A 16,713-nucleotide genomic window follows, 5' to 3' on the forward strand; every position below is an offset into this window, starting at 1 on the left:
TCGTCCCATCGCCATGTTGACGTCTCCCGTTCCGTTGACGTCTACATGCTACGCGAACATAGTTCAGTTAACAACGGAACAGGACACTAGGCTGGCGCGGCGTGTTCGGGAGTCTCGCGGCGGGCGGGTTGGTCGCGACGGCGATGGTGCTGCGCTACCTGCCCGAGACCCGCGAATACGACGTGCGGCCGGCGCCGGGCCGCGGGCTCCTGCGGACGTATGCCGGCCTGCTGCGCGAGCGCCGTTTCCTGCGCTACTCGCTGGCCATCAGCTTCGCGTACTGCACGTACTATCCGTTCATCGCGGAATCGTCAACGCTGTTCCAGCGGCAAATGGGCGTGTCCGGCCCGGTCTATGCGGCGATCTTCGGCCTGACGGTGCTCGGCTACCTGATCGGCTCGAGCGTATTCGCGCGGACCAGCGGCCGCTGGAAAGCCGATTCGGTCATCGCGGCGGCAGCGGTCGTCAATCTGGTCGGCGCCGCCGCGCTGTGGGGCTGCGGGGCGATCGCCCCCACGGCGGTCGCGGCCCTCGTCGTGCCGATGTTCGTCGTGATGATTGCCGTCGGGATCGCGATTCCGGCGTGCCAGTTCGCGGTGATGCAGCCGTATACGAAGATCGCCGGCACGGCGTCCGGGCTCTTCTTCTTTATCCAGATGGCGATTACAGCCACGTGCGGCGGCGTACTGGCATGGCTGTCGGACGGCACCGCCCGCCCGATGATTCTCGTCACCGTCTGCTCGAGCGTCGCGTTCCTGGTGGTGGTGGTCGGCCTTCGCGAGCGGAGCGCCGCCGACGACCGACGCTTTGCCACGGAGAGCCTGCCGGCCGCCGAGCGGTGAGCGCAGATCGGGCAGGCCGGGTGATACGGGCTTGCGCCGGCGGCGCAACCGGTGTTTCCGCGAGACGTCGACATGGAAAGGATCATGTAATGTAGCGGCCTGTCGCTGACCTTACCGGAATCCCCATGCGTGTGCTGCTCGTCGAAGACAATCCGAACCTGGCCCAGTCGCTGAACGACGCGCTGAGCGCCGCGCGCTTCGCGGTCGATCACATGGCGGACGGGGAGGCGGCGGACCATGTGCTGCGCACGCAGGATTACGCGCTGGTGATCCTCGATCTGGGGCTGCCGAAGCTCGACGGGCTGGAGGTGCTGCGGCGGCTGCGCGCGCGCCGCAATCCGGTGCCGGTGCTGATCCTCACTGCGCACGGGTCGGTCGAGGACCGCGTGAAGGGGCTCGATCTCGGCGCCGACGACTATCTCGCGAAGCCGTTCGAGCTGACCGAACTGGAAGCGCGCGCCCGCGCGCTGATCCGGCGCAGCCTCGGCCACGAGCATTCGCGCGTCGAATGCGGCCCGCTTTCGTATGACAGTATCGACCGCAGCTTTCACCTCGCGGGCGAGCCGCTGTCGCTCACGCCGCGCGAGCGCTCGGTGCTCGAGGTGCTGATCCTGCGCAACGGCCGTGCGATCAACAAGGAAACGCTGTCGGAGAAGATCTTCGGGCTCGACGAGTCGGTCAACGCCGACGCGATCGAGATCTACGTGTACCGGCTGCGGAAGAAGCTCGAGAACACGGGCGTCGCGATCGTCACGCTGCGCGGGCTCGGGTATCTACTCGAAGCGAAGGCAGTATGAGTTACGACCCCCACGCTCACTGGCGTTCGCTGCCCCCCAAGGAGGCGCATGCCTTCCTCGGGCCGGCCCGGCGGGAAGCATGGTGACCCGCCCGAACCTGCGCACCCAGGTCGCGTTGTGGCTGCTGCTGCCGCTGCTCGGCCTGCTCGCGCTCGACTCGTGGCTCACGTACCAGCGCGCGATGAGCGCCGCGCATGTCGCGTTCGACCGCACGCTGTCGTCGTCGCTGAAGTCGATCCGCGAAGGCGTGCGGCTCAACGACGGCGAGATCGAGGTCGACCTGCCGTATCTCGCGCTCGAAATGCTCGAATCGAGCGACGGCGGCAAGATCTACTACCTGATTCGCGAGGACAACGGCCACACCATCACCGGCTACCCGGACCTGCCGCTGCCGCAGGGGCGCGACGCGGGCGACGGCGCGCTGTTCGTCACGCGCTACTACGACGTCGTCTATCGCGGCGAGCAGTTGCGGATGGCCGCGCTGCGCATCCCCGTGCACGACGTGCCGACCGCGCAGTCGCGCATCGTGTGGGTGATGGTCGGCGAGACGATCGAGGCGCGCCAGGCGCTTGCGCGCGAAATCCTGGTGGGTTCGCTGCTGCAGGAAGGGTTGCTCGTCGTGCTTGCGCTCGGGATCGTGTGGCTCGGCGTCGGGCGCGGGCTGCGGCCGCTGAACCGGCTGTCGGCGACGGTCGCCGCGCGCAGCGAGGACGATCCGACGCCGCTCGACACCGGCGCGATGCCGAGCGAGCTTGCGCCGCTCGTCGATTCGATCAACCAGTACATCGGCCGCACGCAGCGGATGCAGGTCGCGCGGCGCCGCTTCTTCGCGGACGCGGCCCATCAACTGAAGACGCCGCTCGCGGCCGTGCAGGCCGGTGTCGAGCTTGCGCTGCGGCCCGAAGAGCAGCCACGCGCGAACGGTCACCTGCGGCGCGCGAACGGCGCGGTGCGGCAGGCCGCGAAGATCGTGCAGCAACTGCTGTCGCTGTCGCGGCTCGATTCGGACAGCGGCCATGCGGTCGCGCACAAGCCGGTCGCGCTGCACCGGCTCGCGCGCAGCGTGACGCTCGACTGGTCGCCTGTCGCACGCGCGCGCGACATCGATCTCGGCTTCGAGCACGAGGCCGATATCGACGTGCACGGGCAGTCCGACCTGCTCGGCGAAATGATCGGCAACCTGATCGACAACGCGATCCGCTATGCGGGCGACCGCGCGGTGATCACGGTGCGCGTGTCGCGCGACGGCGAGCACGCGCGGCTCGATGTGATCGACAACGGGCCGGGGATTCCAGAAAACGAGCGCGACGCGGTGTTCGAGCGCTTCCATCGCGGCAGCAAGACGCAGACGGTCGAAGGGACGGGGCTCGGGCTGTCGATCGTGCGGGAGATCGCACGCGTGCACCAGGGCAGCGTGACGCTTGCCGATGCGGCCGGCGGCGGGCTGATCGTCACGGTGGCGCTGCCGATCAGCCTTTAGAAATACATTTCGGAATGTGTTTCCCGGGACGACGGTGGATATGCGGCGGGCAGGTGGTTATCGCGCTGTTATGCGCAACCGCGAAGCTCGATAAAATCGAAACCTTTAATAATAAAATTGAATGTTTTTATAATCGTAAGACATGCTGATATTTGTGACAGCTACAAAATCCAATTACCCGACCTAAGCTAAATCAGCCGTTCAATAACGGCTTCGTCTCGGTAATTCAGGGATGAATCGTAATTTTCTACAACTAAGTGAGGGCAAGGCCATGGCCACGACACTCGATGAAGAAGTTCTGCCGGAGATTTTCGTCAAACGATTCAGAATCAGCGGTGGGCAGGTCACGTCAGGAAAGGGACATGCGCCGGTCATCAACTTTGTCGCCGCTTTCCACCCGGAATTCGATCATCCGCAAGGCTCGGGTTCGCTGCAAGGCTCCGGCACGATCATCTGGGCTCATCGGCCCAACAACGTTACCAGAATCACGATCGGCGGAACCTATACCCACTTCCCGTTAAAAGAAGGGGAAAGCGCGTCCGTTCTTCCGGTGCGGTCGCTTTTGCTGCACGTGCACGGTTACGTCGGCGGGATCATCCCTATCAACAAGTATCATGGCATCCCGCCGGCACTGTGGCCGGTGCTGGATTTGTCTTCCCTTATTCCGCAGGTTTCGAAAACCGGAACGGCCAACTATACGAGCGTCGATCCCCAAAATCCGGAAGAAAAGATCACGGTGAGCGACGCAAAGATTGCGGAATTTTGATTCCGGCAGAAACCAATCGGTGCATTGTCTGAAATCGAATCCGGTGGCGCATTGCGGTAAATGATCGCATGCGCCGCCTTTTGATTCAGCGCCTTGCGCTACTCATGCGGGTTCGCGATTTCCTAATCGCCGAACCCGATCTCCGCCTCGAGCGCCTGCCCGACCTCTAGAAAACGCCCCGCGCCGCGCACGACGATCGCGTTGATGCCGAACGTCAGCGCATCGTCGTAGTTCGGGTTTGCGCGATAGGTCTGCATCGTGTCGGTCGGTTCGTGCGGCCACGCGGGATCGGGCGCGCCGGTGACCTGGTCGATCGTCGGCATCGGGCAGCGCGTGCACAGCTTCACGAGGCGCAGCCGCACCGGCGTCGCGCCGTCGGTGTCGAGGTGTTCGACGAAATCCTCTTCGTATGCATCGAGATCCGACACGACGATGTTCGGGCGGAAGCGGTTCATCGGGATCGCCGGCGCGCCTTTCGCGGCGAGCCGCGCGTTCAGGTCGTCGAGCGACGACTGGCCGATCACGAGCAGCGGATAACCGTCCGCGAACTGCGTATGCGTATCGATCTCGCCCGTCCATTTGCGGTTGCAGCCGCGGCGTGCGTCAGGCCCGAAGCGCGCGAGCCTGGTGGGCATGCCGAAGAATTCGGTGAGCCATGCGGCCGTTTCGGCGCCCGTGTCGATCGCATCGACCGTGTCGCGCCAGACGGTCGCGGCCATTTTCGGCGTGGCGGGCGTCACGTCGCCGTCGAGCGGCGTGCGGATCTCGCGCATGCCCGGCGCGTTCAGCACGAGTGCATTGCTGTCGAGTGCGGTGCGGATCAGCGCGAGGCGCGGGTGCGTGCGCTGCGTGATCATCTGCCCGTCGGGATCGGTGATCAGCCAGTGGCGGTCGTATGCGAGGCCCGTTTCGAGCAGTTGCGCACGCGGCAGCGCGATGCCGGCGCAGGATTTGATCGGGTAGACGAAAAGTTCGCTGATGGCTGGCATGGCGCTGGCTTCGAATGACGTGGAGGATCAATGCGCGATTGTGCCAGATCGTGCCGACGCCGTTCGGGCGGTTGCGTACCGCCGGGCGGCCGGTCATGCGAGCGGGAAACCCGCGTCGAAGGTCGTGCGCACGTCGAGCGGCTGGCGCAGCAGCCCGGCCTTCAGATAGAAGTCGGCCGTGCGCTGCTGTTCGGCGATCACCGTCGCATCGATCGGCAGCCAGCGCGTGTTGCGGCGCTCGAACTGCAGCTTCGCGGCTGCCGGTGGAATGCCGATGATGCGTGCGAGCGCCGCGGAATACGCGTCGACATGCCGGTACGACCAGGTCTGAGCGCGCACGACACGCCGCAGGAAATCGTGGAGCACATCGCGCTTCGACGCGATCGCGGCGTCGGTCGCCGCAAGATAGCTGAGGCCCGACCACAGCCCGCGGCCGTTGACGAGCACGCGCGCGCGGCCGCTCGTTTCGGCGAGCGCCGTGTAAGGCTCCCACGTCGCCCATGCGTCGATCGATCCGGTTGCGAGCGCAAGCATCGTGTCGGCCGGCGGCAGGAAGCGGAACGACACTGCATCGGGCGGCAGGCCGGCCGCGTCGAGCGCCTTCAACGTGACGAAATGGCCGATCGAGCCGCGCGTGGTGCCGATGCGCTTGCCCTTCAGGTCGGCCGCGCCTTTCAGCGCCGCGTCGGGCCGCACGAGCACGGCCGTGCCGTATGGATCGGAACGGTTCGCGCCGATCACCTTGATGCGTGCGCCCGACGCGAGCGCGAAGATTACCGGCGCATCGCCGATCGGCCCGCAATCGACGGCGGCCGCGTTCAGTGCTTCGGCGAGCGGCGCGGCGGCCGGGAACTCGGTCCACGCGATGTCGTACGCGAGGCCGTTCAGTTCGCCCGCCGCTTCGAGCAGCGCGCGCAGCCCGCCTTTCTGGTCGCCGGCGCGCAGCAGCGGCCGTGCGCCCGATTGCGCGCGCAGCGCGGCCGGTGCCGCGGCGATCGTGGCGAGGGCGCTCGCCTGTGCGAGGAAATGGCGTCGGGTCGGATTCATCGTGAAGTTCGGTCGATCGAAAGAGAGGTTCGGGAAATCAGTGCGGGAGCCCGGCCTGCACGTCGCGTACGGGTTCCGCGTCGACGCGCAGCAGCAGCGCGGTCAGCGGGTCGCCGTTCGCGGCGGCCGCGGCCGGCCGCGCAGCGGCATCGGAACGACACAGCAGGTCGGCATCCGACCAGCCGGCGCTGCCCGGCAGCGCGCGCGCCCGCAGCCAGCCGCGCCGGTCGGCGAGCAGTTGCGTGCCGCCGAACGCGTCGGGCGCGACGCCGGCAATCGTCGCGAACGCGAGCCATGCATCGGGCGTCGCCGCGACGCAGTTCGCACGCGTACCGGTTGCCGGCGGCACGGCCGCGCCGTGTGCCGTGACGAGCAAGGTTTGCCAGCGCGCGTCTTCCGGCGGCGGCACGACGCCCGGTGCGAGCGCGACGATGCGCACGCGCTGGCCTTCGCGCCAGCGATCGAGCGATTGCGGCGCGGCGCTGCCGCAACGCACGTCGAGCGCCGGCAGCGGGACGGGCACGGGCCACGCGCCTTCGGCCTGCGCGCCGCTGCCTGCAGAGAGCGCTTTCAGGTAGTCGAGCACGGCCCACGTATCCTGCGGGCCGAGCGTCGCGGCGAAGCCGGGCATCGTCGGCGCGCCGTGTTCGTCGTGCGTGCCGTGGCGCACGCGCCAGAACAGTTCGCCGTCGAGGCGACGGGCGAGCAGCGAGCCGGCAAAGGTCGGCGGCCAGTGCGAAAGCGTGGCCGCGAGCGGGCCTTCGCCACGGCCGTCCGCGCCGTGGCAGGCCGCGCAGTGTTGCGCATACAGATGCGCGCCACGCATCACGTTCGTCACCGAAAACGGCGCGGGATCGCGCTGGAAACTCGTCGGCACGGCGGGCGCGAGCCACAGCGACGACGGTGGCCACGGTGCGAACCATGCAACGGCGAGCGCGGCGATCGCGGATGCGAAGCGCCGTTTGCGCGAAGCGAGCGCGATGCAGGCGAGCACGACGGCCAGCGCCGTCGCCGCACAGGCGAACGCGAGTTGTCGCGTGAGTCCCGCGTCGATGCGCAGCGTCTCGAGCGCGATCCGGTGTGTCCACGGCCATGCGGCCTGACCGTCGGCGTCGCCGGTCAGGCTGACGGCATGCAGCACGCGCGCCAATGCGATTTGCGCGCGATACAGCAGTTGCAGGAATGCGAGTGTCCAGTCGGAGAACGGCGGCGCGTTCATCGCACACGTCTTTGCCGTGCAAAGGCCAAGCGTCGAACGGCACCCTGCATCTACCAGCTCGCATCCAGCCCGAGATGCCGCAGCGCGTCGTGGCGCAGTTCCGCGAGGCGCGGGTCGCCGCGATGGCGCGGGTAGGGCAGGTCGACGTGCAATTCGGCGACGATTCGTGCCGGACGCGGCCCGAACACGATCACGCGCTGCGCGAGAAACAGCGCTTCCTCGACATCGTGCGTGACGAGCAGCGCGGAGAACCCGTCGCGTTGCCACAGCGCGGTCAGTTCAGCCTGCATCGTGAGCCGCGTCAGCGAATCGAGCTTGCCGAGCGGCTCGTCGAGAATCAGCAGGCGCGGATCGTTGACGAGCGCACGGGCGAGCGCGACGCGCTGCGCCATCCCGCCGGACAGTTGATGCGGAAATACGTTCGAGAATTCCTGCAGCCCGACGCGTTCGAGCGCATCGTCGACGCGATGCTGCGCGACACGCGCCACGCCGCGCGCTTCGAGGCCGAGCGCGACGTTCGCACGCACGCGTCGCCACGGGTACAGCGTCGGGTCCTGGAACACGACGATGCGCGACGGATCGGGGCGCTCGATCGGTACGCCGTCCTGCGCGATCGTGCCTTGCCGTGCGGCGTCGAGGCCCGCGACGAGGCGCAGCAGCGTCGATTTCCCGCAGCCGCTCGGGCCGAGCAGCGCGACGAATTCGCCGGCCGCGACCGACAGCGTGACGTCGTCGAGCACCGGCAGCGGGCCGCCGGGGCCGTCGAACGCATGGCTCACGCGGCGGATGTCGATGCGCGCGCCGCGCGGCGCCGTGATGGTGGACGAAGCGGCGGGCGAAGCGGAAACGGACGGTTCGAGTACGGCGGCGCTTACCATTTGACGGTTCCTTTCTGCCACGCGAGCACGCGGTCGCGCACCGCGAACAGCAGCGCGATCAGCCCGGAAAACAGCAGCGCCATCACGATCAGCGCCGCATACATGTTCACGTACGATGCCCAGCCCTGTGCCCAGCTCAGGTACCAGCCGAGCCCCGACTTGACGCCCATCATCTCGGCGACGACCAGCACCGTGAACGATGCGCTCAACCCCATGAAGATGCCGACGAACACGTGCGGCAGCGCGGCCGGAATCGCGACGCGCAGCACCAGGAAGCGCGCGTTCGCGCCGAGCGTGCGCGCGACGTCGTAATACTGCTTGTTGACGCTCGCGACGCCCGACCACGTCAGCACGGCGACCGGGAAGCCGGTCGACAGCGCGATCAGGAACGCGGCGGCCGAATAGCTCGACGGGAAGAAGTAGAACGTGAGCGGCAGCAGCGCGGTGGCCGGCACGGGGCCGAGCACGCGCAGCACCGGATGCACCCAGTAGCCGATCCGGCGCGACCAGCCGATCGATACGCCGACGGCAAAGCCGACCGCGACGCCGTACGCGAACCCGAGCGCGAGCAGCTTCAGCGTGTTGCCGGCGCTGCCGAGCAGGCGCGGCCAGGCGTCGACATACACCTCGATCAGCGCCTGCGGCGGCGCGAAGAATGGTGTCGGCAGCCAGCCGGTTTTCGCGGTGACGATTTCCCATGCGGCGAGCACGAGCGGCAGCGCGACGAGCCACGGGCCGGCCGGACGCACGCGCGCGAGCCGCGTGCGCGTGGCAGGAACGAGATGACCAAGCGTCGCGACGACGAGCAGCAACGCGGCGATCGTCCATGCCGCCGTGCCGAACGTGTCCGTGTATGCCCAGTCGGTGAAGCCGACGACGCGGTTCGGCCACAGTTGCGTGAGCGCGCCGAGCGCGGCCCACGCGAACGCGGCGACGATGCCGGTCGGCCAGGTGCGTGCGCGGCGGGCCTCGGCGGCGAGCGTGGCTTCGCAGGCCGTGCAGGCGATGCGGGCGGACGCAGCGGAGGCAGCGGAGGCAGCGGCGCCGCCGGCCGGTGCCGATGCGGCGCGCGCGGGGGACGCGTGTTCGATCGTCGACATCGCGTCACCCCAGCACGTTCGCATAGACCTGCTGCGCGAAGCGCTGCGGGTCCGTGCTCTTCTTCAGCACGCTGATGCGGCGGAAATCGTCCGCATAGAACGCGATTTCCTGCTGCAGGTCGACGTTGGTCGGGTGATGCGTGTAGGTGAGCGTCGCGTACAGCTTGCGCAGGTCGTCGGGGCTGATCTTCGGCGAATACTTCGCGAACACCTTCGCGGCTTCGTTCGGGTTGTCGTGCGTGTACTCGGTCGCCTGCACGATCGAACGCGCGAGCGCGGCGGCAGCCGGCCGGTCGTTGCGCACGAGATCGCCGCGCGCGCCGATCACGCAGCACACCTTGCGCGCGTATTCGCCGGACAGGTTGGTCGCGAGCTCCGTATACGCGCCGTTGCTGCGCTTCTCGAGCAGAAAGAGATTCGGGTCGCCGTCGGCGATCGCGTGGATCTCGCCCTTGTCGACCGCGACGCCGAGCAGGTCGGCCGGATACTGCCGCCACGTGATGTCGCGCTCGGGATCGATGCCGTTCTTCGCGAGCAGGATCGAGAAAAAGTGCTTGCCGGGCGCGGCGAGATCGCTGACGCCGACCGTCTTGCCCTTCAGCGCCTGCAGCGTCGTGACGCCGGCCGCCTTCGCGCCGACCAGCCGCACGCAGCCGCCGTGCGAGCTGCCGATGATCTTCACGTCGAAGCCGGCTTCGAGCGGTTTCAGCCAGCGGTGGATCATCCCGACCGCCGCGTCGGCCTTGCCGGTCGCGATCGATTCGAGCAACTGGTCGGTCGACCCGCTGTAGTTGATGAGGTCGACCTTCAGGCCGTTCTTCTCGAAGAAACCGCGCTCCTGCGCGACGACGATCGGCGTCAGGCAGAACGCGTTCTGGTTCCACGCGAACGTGAGCTTCTTCAGTGGCGGCGCGGACCAGGCCTTGCGGCCGAGCGTGATCGCCGGCGCGGCGAGCGCGGCGGCGCCGGCCGCGCGCAGCAGCCGGCGGCGTTTGTCGTCGTGCGCGATGGCCGGCGCGGGTGCGGTGGGTTGGGTCATGGTCTGGTCTCCGGTCTTGCGGAAAGGCGCTCAGTCGAGCAGGTCGGGTTCGTCGGCGACGACGCGCGCGAACAGGCTGTCGAACGCATGCAGCGCGCCGTCGGGGCCGCCGATCTGGCCGTGCGTGTGGCGCGCGGTCGCGTGATCGATCGGCTGCGGCGTGCCGGCCGCTTCGGCCAGCAACTGCGTGTGCGCGGCGTTGTCGAGCGCGATGTACCACCACGCGGCGGCCTCGACGGTCGGGCCGGCCGTCAGGATTCCGTGGTTCTTCAGGATCACGCCCTTGTGCGTGCTGCCGTCCGGCTTCGAAAGCGCGTGCGCGATCCGCGCGCCTTCGCTCGTGTCGACGACCATCCCCGTGAAGTCGTCGAACAGCGCGTGATCCTCGTAGAACACGCACGCGTCCTGCGTCAGCGGATCGAGCGGGCGGCCGAGCGTCGACCACGCCTTGCCGTAGGTCGAATGCGTGTGCGCGGCGGCGACGATGTGCGGATGGGCTTCGTGGATCGCCGCATGGATCGCGAACGCGGCCTTGTTCAGCGGCCGCGTGCCGATCGCGGTTTCGCCGTGCGCGTTGACGAGCAGCAGGTCGGACACCTTGATCTGCGAGAAATGCACGCCGAGCGGATTCACCCAGAAATGGTCGGGCAGTTCCGGATCGCGCGCGGTGATGTGACCGGCGAGCCCGGACGCGAAACCGTAGCGCGCGAACAGGCGGAATGCGGCCGCGAGCCGTTCCTGCCGGTGGCGGCGTTCGGCGGCGACGTCGATGCGCGGTGCGGGCGGGTCGAACCAGAAATGCTGGCGCGGCGCATCGGCGAGCACGAGTCCCGAGGCGGTACGGACGGGCGTGGCGAGGACGGCTGACATGGCGTGCGGCTCCGTTGGCGTCATGCGGCGCGCCGTGCCGCGTCGCGTGCGGCGACTGCGCTGCGCACGCGCGGAATCAGTTCGCGGCCGTAGTCGATCGCGTCTTCGAGCGGATCGAAGCCGCGGATCAGGAACGTCGTCACACCGAGGTCGTAGTAGTCGAGCAGTGCATCGGCGACCTGTTCGGGCGTACCGACGAGCGCCGTCGAATTCGAACGTGCGCCGGTGAGCTTCGCGATCTCGGTCCACAGCCGCTTGTCGACGCGCGAACCGCGTTCGGCCGCGGCGAGCAGGCGGCGCGCGCCTTCGCTCTGCTGCGGGCCGCCGGCGCCGAGGCCGGCCGCTTCGCGCAGCCGGCGCGTTTCGTCGAGGATGCGATGCGCGCGCGCCCACGCTTCGTCCTCGGTCGCGGCGAGGATCGGGCGGAACGATACGGAGAAACGTACCTGCCGGCCGTGCCGAGCGGCTTCGGCGCGTACGCGCGCCGTCAGGTCGCGCACCTGGTCGAGCGATTCGCCCCACAGCGCGTAGACGTCCGCGTGCTTGCCGGCCACCGCGAGCGCGGCTTCCGATGCGCCGCCGAAGTAGATCGGCACATGCGGCTGCTGGAACGGCTTCACTTCCGAAAAACCCTGCTTGAACCGATAGTGCGCGCCGTCGTGATCGAACGGCTGCGCTTCGGTCCAGATTCGCCGCAGGATGCCGAGGTATTCGTCGGTACGCGCATAACGCGCGTCGTGGTCGAGGAAATCGCCGTCGCGCTGCTGCTCGCTGTCCGAGCCGCCGGAGATGAAGTGCACGGCGAGCCGGCCGCGGCTGAACTGGTCGAGCGTCGCGATCTGCCGCGCGGCAAGCGTCGGCGTGGTGAAGCCCGGGCGATGCGCGAGCATGAAGTGGATGCGCTCGGTCGCGGCGGCCGCGAACGCGATCGTCAGCGTCGCCGACGGGCCGGTCGAGTGATGCGGCACGAGGATCCGGTCGAAGCCGGCCGTTTCGTGGGCGCGTGCAAAGTCGCGCACGTAGTCGGGATCGACCACGGGGCCGGACGGCGGGTGGATTTCCGACTGCTTCTGGCTCTGGATCATGCCGATGAATTCGACGCTCATCTGGGTCTCCGGTGCAGGGATGGCCCGGCGCATCGCCGGGCAGGAATGGAGCGCAGGTTAACGCCTCGATCATGCGGAATGGAAATAATCTATCCCGATTTGAATATCAGATTTGCATGGTTTGGGCGGCTGTGGGTTGCGCATACGCTGTGGGTTCGCGATCGAACCGGAACGGAGCCGGCAGGGCGTCGCGCGGGGATGTCGGCAGCCGGCTGCGCGTGGCGCGGGAGTCAGGCCGTTCGCTTCGGACGATGCGGATGCCGGATGCGCTTGCGGCGCCGGAGGTTCGCGGTGCCGCAGCGCCGCCTGTCCGACGTGCCGCCTCGCCATTCGCCGGCCGATCTACGTTTTGTGTTGCCCGTGACCGAGCTATCCAGGGAATCCGTACCGATGTCCGCCAGCCTTGCCGCATCCTCACCGTCGCCGCAGCAGCCTTCGCTGCGCCTTCTGCCTGCCGACGCCGCTGACGACGATGCAGAAGACGCGCGCGTCGCCGCGCTGCTCGACCGTCTCGCACCCGAACTTGCCGCCGATGCGGCGCGCAACGACGTCGATGGCCGTTTTCCGCACGAGAACTTCGCGCGGCTGCATCGCGCGGGGCTGATCGCGCAGGTCGTGCCGCGCGAACATGGCGGCGGGGGCGCGACGCTCGCGCGGGCGAGCCGGATCGTGGCCGCCGTCGCGCGCGCCGATCCGGCGACCGCGCTGGTGTTGACGATGACGTATCTGCAGCATCGCGCGCTCGCCCGTGCCGACAACCGCTGGCCTGCACCGGCGCGGCGCGCCGTGTTCGACAGCGCGGTTGCGCAAGGCGCGCTGATCAACGCGCTGCGCGTCGAGCCGGCGCTCGGTTCGCCGTCGCGCGGCGGCCTGCCGGAAACGGTCGCGCGCCGCGACGGCGACGGCTGGCGGTTGTGCGGCCACAAGCTGTACAGCACCGGGATTCCCGCGCTGCGCTGGCTGGCCGTGTGGGCGCGCACCGATGAACCGGAGCCGCGCGTCGGCGTGTTTCTGGTGCCGCGCGACCGTGATGCCGACGGCGACCGCATCCGCGTGATCGAAAGCTGGAATCACCTCGGCCTGCGCGCATCGGGCAGTCACGAAGTCGTATTCGACGATGTGCGGTTGCCGGCCGACCATGCGGTCGACGTGCGTGCGCCGCACGCGTGGGCCGTATCGGCCGAGACTCATGCGGATGCCGACGCGCACGCCGACCAGCACGCGTGGATGGTCGCGCTGCTCGGCAGTCTGTACGACGCGGTGGCGCGCGCGTCGCGCGACTGGCTGCTCGGATTCGCGACGACGCGTGCACCGAGCGGGCTCGGTGCGCCGCTCGCGACGCTGCCGCGCGTGCAGGAGGCGGTCGGCGAAATCGAGGGCTGGCTGTACACGAACCGCGTGCTGCTCGACGATCACATCTCACGCACCGACGCCGGCAACGCGCCGTCGGTCACGACGAGCGGCCTCGTCAAGCGGACCGTGACCGAGCACGCGATCCGCGCGGTCGAGCAGGCGCTGAAACTGTCGGGCAACCACGGGCTGAGCCGTAGCAATCCGCTCGAACGCCACTATCGCGACGTGCTGTGCAGCCGCGTGCATACGCCGCAGGACGACGCGATCGCGGTGGCGGCGGGGCGTGAGGTGCTTGAGGCGGCGAGTCGGGGTGACGCGAAAGCGGACGCGCGCGGGGCGTCGCGCAACGAGGCCGAACGCGGCCGAAACGATGCGTGAGCGGTGCAGCGCTGCGGGGGAAACAAACAGGGCGGCGCGAAGCAGACGCCGCCCCGTCCGGTCACGCAGCCTTGCCGTGCGTCTGCTCGGGCAACGCGAACGCCGCGCGCGCATGCTCGGCAACGGCCGCGAGCGGTGCGTCGAACCGGGCCGCATCGTGCCGGCGCAGCAGCCACAGATCGATCTGCGGCTTGAAATCGGCGAGCGGCACGATGTCGAGCGCGTCGCGCAGCGGGCTGCCTTCGACGAGCGGCAGCGGCATCAGCCCGATGCCGAAGCCGTTCGCGACGCTCTGCAGTTGCAGGTCGCGGCCGTAGGCGTCGAGCGTGACCGGCATCGGCAGGCCCTGCGCGTCGAGCGCGCGCCGCAGGCCCGCGCGAAAGCCGCAACCGTCGGGATTGAGCACCCAGCCGCGCGCGTGGCAATCGGCGAGCCGGTAGCTGCGGCGCGGCCAGTCGCCCTTGCGGCCGACCGCGACGAGCCGCGTGGCCAGCAGCCGTTCGCCTTCGACGTACGGCGGCAGCACCATCTCGCGCGCGAGGAATACGAGCGCCGCATCGAGCTCGCGGCGTGCGACGCGCTCAACGAGCATGCCGCCCCACGCGGTCGTGACCTGCGTCGCGAGCGCAGGCCACTGCGCGGTGAGTTCGGCGATGAGCGCGGGCAGCATCAGTTCGCCGAGTCCCTGCGTGAGCCCGATCCGGAATTCGCCGGCGGGCGGCTGCTGGCCGGCCGTCAGTTCGCGCAGCGCATCGACTTCGCGCAGGATCGCGCGACACTGCTCGAATACCTGCCGGCCGATGTCGGTCGGACGCGGCGGCTTCGTGTTGCGATCGAGCAGGATCACGCCGAGCGCTTCCTCGAGATTCTGGACGCGCCGCGTGATCGCGGGCTGCGTCATCCCGAGCTCGGCCGCGGCCTGGCTCAGGGTCTGGCAGCGGACGACCGCTGCAAAAGCGTCGATATCGCTAATTTTCATGTTTGTTCTGCATGGTCTTTCAGGTGCATCATGACGATCCATCATATTCGGCATCATATTCGAGGAGGCAGCCGATGAGTACGCTTTCGTTGCAGCAGACGCCGTTGCGTCCGTTCGTCGACGGTCTGGGCGCGCTGCTCGCGTCCGGCGCGAACGAGGCGCGCATCCTCGACGAGGGCGGCGCGCTGCTCGCCGCGCTCGTCGAACGCGACGACTGGCTGCCCGACGCGTTCGCACAGCCCGATCCCGCGCGCTATCGGCAGTACCTGCTGCATCTCGACCCGGACGAGCGGTTCTCGGTCGTCAGTTTCGTGTGGGGGCCCGGCCAGACGACGCCGATTCACAACCACACGGTGTGGGGGCTGATCGGGATGCTGCGCGGCGGCGAGTTCTCGCAGCCGTACCGGTTCGACGCAGCGGGCAAGCCCGTGCCGGCGGGCGAAGCCGTGCGGCTGCAGCCGGGTGAGGTCGAGGCCGTGTCGCCGCGCATCGGCGACGTCCATCGCGTGACCAACGCATTCGCCGACCAGGTATCGATCAGCATCCACGTGTACGGCGCGAACATCGGCAAGGTCGAACGCGCGGTGTATCTGGACGACGGCACCGTGAAGCCTTTCGTGTCCGGCTATTCGAACGCGTGATGCGGCGCCCGCCGGCGCGGCCCGTTGCGGGCGCGTGCCGGCAGGCCGAAGATTCATCCGATTCGCTTTCCTTTCTTCACCGACTTCAACAGAATCCGACAGAGACACCGTGACGCAATCCGCCGATTCCACCTCCCGCTTTCCCGCCGCGTCGTACCAGGACGTGCGCGCGCGCCTGCTTGCCCGCGACGAGCTCGCGCTGATCGACGTACGCGAGGAAGATCCGTACGCGCAGGGCCATCCGCTGTGGGCCGCCAACTTTCCGCTGTCGAAGCTCGAACTCGACGCGTGGACGCGGATTCCGCGCCGCGACACGCCGATCGTCGTGTTCGGCGAAGCGGGCGGCGAGGATCTCGCGCCGCGCGCGGCCGCGAAGCTCGCGCAGCTCGGCTATACCGACGTGCGGCTGCTCGACGGCGGCCTCGCGGGCTGGCTGGCCGCGGGCGGCGAACTGTTCATCGACGTGAACGTGCCGAGCAAGTCGTTCGGCGAATGGGTCGAGGCCGAGCGGCATACGCCGTCGCTGTCCGCGCAGGAAGTGCAGGCGCTGATCGACGCGAAGGCCGATGTCGTGATCGTCGACGCGCGCCGTTTCGACGAATACCAGACGATGAACATCCCGACCTCGACGAGCGTGCCGGGCGCGGAACTCGTGCTGCGCGTGCGCGCGCTCGCGCCGAATCCGCACACGCAGGTGGTCGTCAACTGCGCGGGCCGCACGCGCAGCATCATCGGCACGCAGTCGCTCGTCAACGCGGGGCTGCCGAACCCGGTCGCGGCACTGCGCAACGGCACGATCGGCTGGACGCTCGCCGGCCAGACGCTCGAGCACGGCGCGGCGCGACGCTTTCCGGACGAGATCGACGCGACGCAGCGCGCCGACGCGCGCCAGGCTGCGCGCGCGGTGGCCGAACGCGCCGGCGTGCCGCGCATCGCGCTCGCGGACGTCGCTGCGCTCGACGAGCCGGGCCGCACGCTGTACCGCTTCGACGTGCGCACGCCGGAGGAATATGAAGCCGGCCACCTGCCGGGCTTCCTGAGCACGCCGGGCGGCCAGCTCGTGCAGGAGACCGACCATCACGCGGCTGTGCGCGGCGCGCGGATCGTGCTCGCCGACGATGACGGCGTGCGGGCGGACATGACCGCGTCGTGGCTCGCACAGATGGGCTGGGACGTGCGCGTGGTCGAACCGGCCGGCGCGGCGGCGTTCGGCGAGCGCGGCCAGCCGC

Annotated in this window: 15 protein-coding genes and 1 pseudogene; 7 read left to right on the forward strand and 9 right to left on the reverse strand. The window is 68.8% G+C overall.

The features are described 5' to 3' along the window. Positions 1 to 86: 86 nt before the first annotated feature. The 4 genes and pseudogenes from ACPUER_RS33425 to ACPUER_RS33440 all read left to right on the forward strand — a co-directional run. Positions 87 to 842, forward strand: a pseudogene (locus ACPUER_RS33425) (MFS transporter); the annotation flags it as partial. 125 nt (positions 843 to 967) lie between these two features. Further along, on the forward strand, positions 968 to 1,639 hold the full coding sequence (locus ACPUER_RS33430; protein WP_047903423.1) for a response regulator: 672 nt from the start codon (positions 968 to 970) through the stop codon (positions 1,637 to 1,639). Positions 1,640 to 1,718: 79 nt separating this feature from the next. Further along, on the forward strand, positions 1,719 to 3,119 hold the full coding sequence (locus tag ACPUER_RS33435) for a sensor histidine kinase N-terminal domain-containing protein (protein ID WP_310139767.1): 1,401 nt from the start codon (positions 1,719 to 1,721) through the stop codon (positions 3,117 to 3,119). Positions 3,120 to 3,390: 271 nt separating this feature from the next. Next, positions 3,391 to 3,885: a hypothetical protein gene (locus ACPUER_RS33440; protein WP_175959000.1), complete on the forward strand. Its 495-nt coding sequence runs from the start codon at positions 3,391 to 3,393 to the stop codon at positions 3,883 to 3,885. A 122-nt stretch (positions 3,886 to 4,007) separates the two neighbouring features. Here ACPUER_RS33440 and ACPUER_RS33445 read toward each other — a convergent pair whose 3' ends face one another. The 8 genes from ACPUER_RS33445 to ACPUER_RS33480 all read right to left on the reverse strand — a co-directional run bounded on the left by ACPUER_RS33445 (position 4,008) and on the right by ACPUER_RS33480 (position 12,133). Then, complete coding sequence (locus tag ACPUER_RS33445) at positions 4,008 to 4,874, reverse strand: MOSC domain-containing protein (RefSeq protein WP_425133179.1); 867 nt, start codon at positions 4,872 to 4,874, stop codon at positions 4,008 to 4,010. Between the two features lie 93 nt (positions 4,875 to 4,967). Next, positions 4,968 to 5,921: an ABC transporter substrate-binding protein gene (locus ACPUER_RS33450; protein ID WP_310139775.1), complete on the reverse strand. Its 954-nt coding sequence runs from the start codon at positions 5,919 to 5,921 to the stop codon at positions 4,968 to 4,970. Positions 5,922 to 5,958: 37 nt separating this feature from the next. After that, positions 5,959 to 7,140, reverse strand: coding sequence for a c-type cytochrome (locus ACPUER_RS33455; RefSeq protein WP_425133180.1), 1,182 nt, complete (start codon positions 7,138 to 7,140; stop codon positions 5,959 to 5,961). A 50-nt stretch (positions 7,141 to 7,190) separates the two neighbouring features. Further along, positions 7,191 to 8,018: an ABC transporter ATP-binding protein gene (locus tag ACPUER_RS33460; protein ID WP_072436681.1), complete on the reverse strand. Its 828-nt coding sequence runs from the start codon at positions 8,016 to 8,018 to the stop codon at positions 7,191 to 7,193. Continuing rightward, positions 8,012 to 9,118 carry an ABC transporter permease gene (locus ACPUER_RS33465; RefSeq protein ID WP_425133181.1) on the reverse strand — a complete coding sequence of 369 codons (1,107 nt, stop codon included), beginning with the start codon at positions 9,116 to 9,118 and terminating at the stop codon, positions 8,012 to 8,014. Before ACPUER_RS33465 ends, ACPUER_RS33460 begins: the two co-directional genes overlap by 7 nt. A gap of 4 nt (positions 9,119 to 9,122) precedes the next feature. Beyond that, a complete protein-coding gene (locus ACPUER_RS33470; RefSeq protein WP_175959005.1) occupies positions 9,123 to 10,157 on the reverse strand; it encodes an ABC transporter substrate-binding protein in 1,035 nt (344 codons plus the stop codon). Positions 10,158 to 10,187: 30 nt separating this feature from the next. Then, on the reverse strand, positions 10,188 to 11,027 hold the full coding sequence (locus tag ACPUER_RS33475) for a class II aldolase/adducin family protein (RefSeq protein ID WP_175959006.1): 840 nt from the start codon (positions 11,025 to 11,027) through the stop codon (positions 10,188 to 10,190). Between the two features lie 20 nt (positions 11,028 to 11,047). Continuing rightward, positions 11,048 to 12,133 (reverse strand): LLM class flavin-dependent oxidoreductase, encoded by a 1,086-nt coding sequence (locus tag ACPUER_RS33480; protein ID WP_175959007.1) that lies wholly within the window; start codon positions 12,131 to 12,133, stop codon positions 11,048 to 11,050. A 390-nt stretch (positions 12,134 to 12,523) separates the two neighbouring features. On the opposite strand from ACPUER_RS33480, the gene ACPUER_RS33485 reads away from it, so the two are divergent. After that, positions 12,524 to 13,864, forward strand: a complete 1,341-nt coding sequence (locus tag ACPUER_RS33485) for an acyl-CoA dehydrogenase family protein (protein WP_425133182.1) — start codon at positions 12,524 to 12,526, stop codon at positions 13,862 to 13,864. Positions 13,865 to 13,925: 61 nt separating this feature from the next. On the opposite strand, the gene ACPUER_RS33490 is transcribed toward ACPUER_RS33485, so the two are convergent. Next, positions 13,926 to 14,900: a LysR family transcriptional regulator gene (locus ACPUER_RS33490; RefSeq protein ID WP_425133183.1), complete on the reverse strand. Its 975-nt coding sequence runs from the start codon at positions 14,898 to 14,900 to the stop codon at positions 13,926 to 13,928. A gap of 17 nt (positions 14,901 to 14,917) precedes the next feature. On the opposite strand from ACPUER_RS33490, the gene ACPUER_RS33495 reads away from it, so the two are divergent. Beyond that, positions 14,918 to 15,484, forward strand: coding sequence for a cysteine dioxygenase (locus ACPUER_RS33495; protein WP_175959010.1), 567 nt, complete (start codon positions 14,918 to 14,920; stop codon positions 15,482 to 15,484). A gap of 109 nt (positions 15,485 to 15,593) precedes the next feature. Continuing rightward, positions 15,594 to 16,713: rhodanese-like domain-containing protein (locus tag ACPUER_RS33500; RefSeq protein ID WP_425133184.1), on the forward strand; the 1,120-nt coding region annotated here is incomplete at its 3' end.

This window comes from Burkholderia sp. DN3021 (assembly GCF_049805555.1).
GTDB lineage: Bacteria > Pseudomonadota > Gammaproteobacteria > Burkholderiales > Burkholderiaceae > Burkholderia > Burkholderia pyrrocinia_C.

Bases quoted from the DNA above. Each gene is read 5' to 3' on its own strand.
- ACPUER_RS33475 (WP_175959006.1), bottom strand. From the start codon at position 11,027: ATGTCAGCCGTCCTCGCCACGCCCGTCCGTACCGCCTCGGGACTCGTG.
- ACPUER_RS33460 (WP_072436681.1), bottom strand. From the start codon at position 8,018: ATGGTAAGCGCCGCCGTACTCGAACCGTCCGTTTCCGCTTCGCCCGCC.
- ACPUER_RS33465 (WP_425133181.1), bottom strand. From the start codon at position 9,118: ATGTCGACGATCGAACACGCGTCCCCCGCGCGCGCCGCATCGGCACCG.
- ACPUER_RS33480 (WP_175959007.1), bottom strand. From the start codon at position 12,133: ATGAGCGTCGAATTCATCGGCATGATCCAGAGCCAGAAGCAGTCGGAA.
- ACPUER_RS33430 (WP_047903423.1), top strand. From the start codon at position 968: ATGCGTGTGCTGCTCGTCGAAGACAATCCGAACCTGGCCCAGTCGCTG.
- ACPUER_RS33445 (WP_425133179.1), bottom strand. From the start codon at position 4,874: ATGCCAGCCATCAGCGAACTTTTCGTCTACCCGATCAAATCCTGCGCC.
- ACPUER_RS33450 (WP_310139775.1), bottom strand. From the start codon at position 5,921: ATGAATCCGACCCGACGCCATTTCCTCGCACAGGCGAGCGCCCTCGCC.
- ACPUER_RS33455 (WP_425133180.1), bottom strand. From the start codon at position 7,140: ATGAACGCGCCGCCGTTCTCCGACTGGACACTCGCATTCCTGCAACTG.
- ACPUER_RS33440 (WP_175959000.1), top strand. From the start codon at position 3,391: ATGGCCACGACACTCGATGAAGAAGTTCTGCCGGAGATTTTCGTCAAA.
- ACPUER_RS33435 (WP_310139767.1), top strand. From the start codon at position 1,719: ATGGTGACCCGCCCGAACCTGCGCACCCAGGTCGCGTTGTGGCTGCTG.
- ACPUER_RS33485 (WP_425133182.1), top strand. From the start codon at position 12,524: ATGTCCGCCAGCCTTGCCGCATCCTCACCGTCGCCGCAGCAGCCTTCG.
- ACPUER_RS33495 (WP_175959010.1), top strand. From the start codon at position 14,918: ATGAGTACGCTTTCGTTGCAGCAGACGCCGTTGCGTCCGTTCGTCGAC.
- ACPUER_RS33490 (WP_425133183.1), bottom strand. From the start codon at position 14,900: ATGATGCCGAATATGATGGATCGTCATGATGCACCTGAAAGACCATGC.
- ACPUER_RS33470 (WP_175959005.1), bottom strand. From the start codon at position 10,157: ATGACCCAACCCACCGCACCCGCGCCGGCCATCGCGCACGACGACAAA.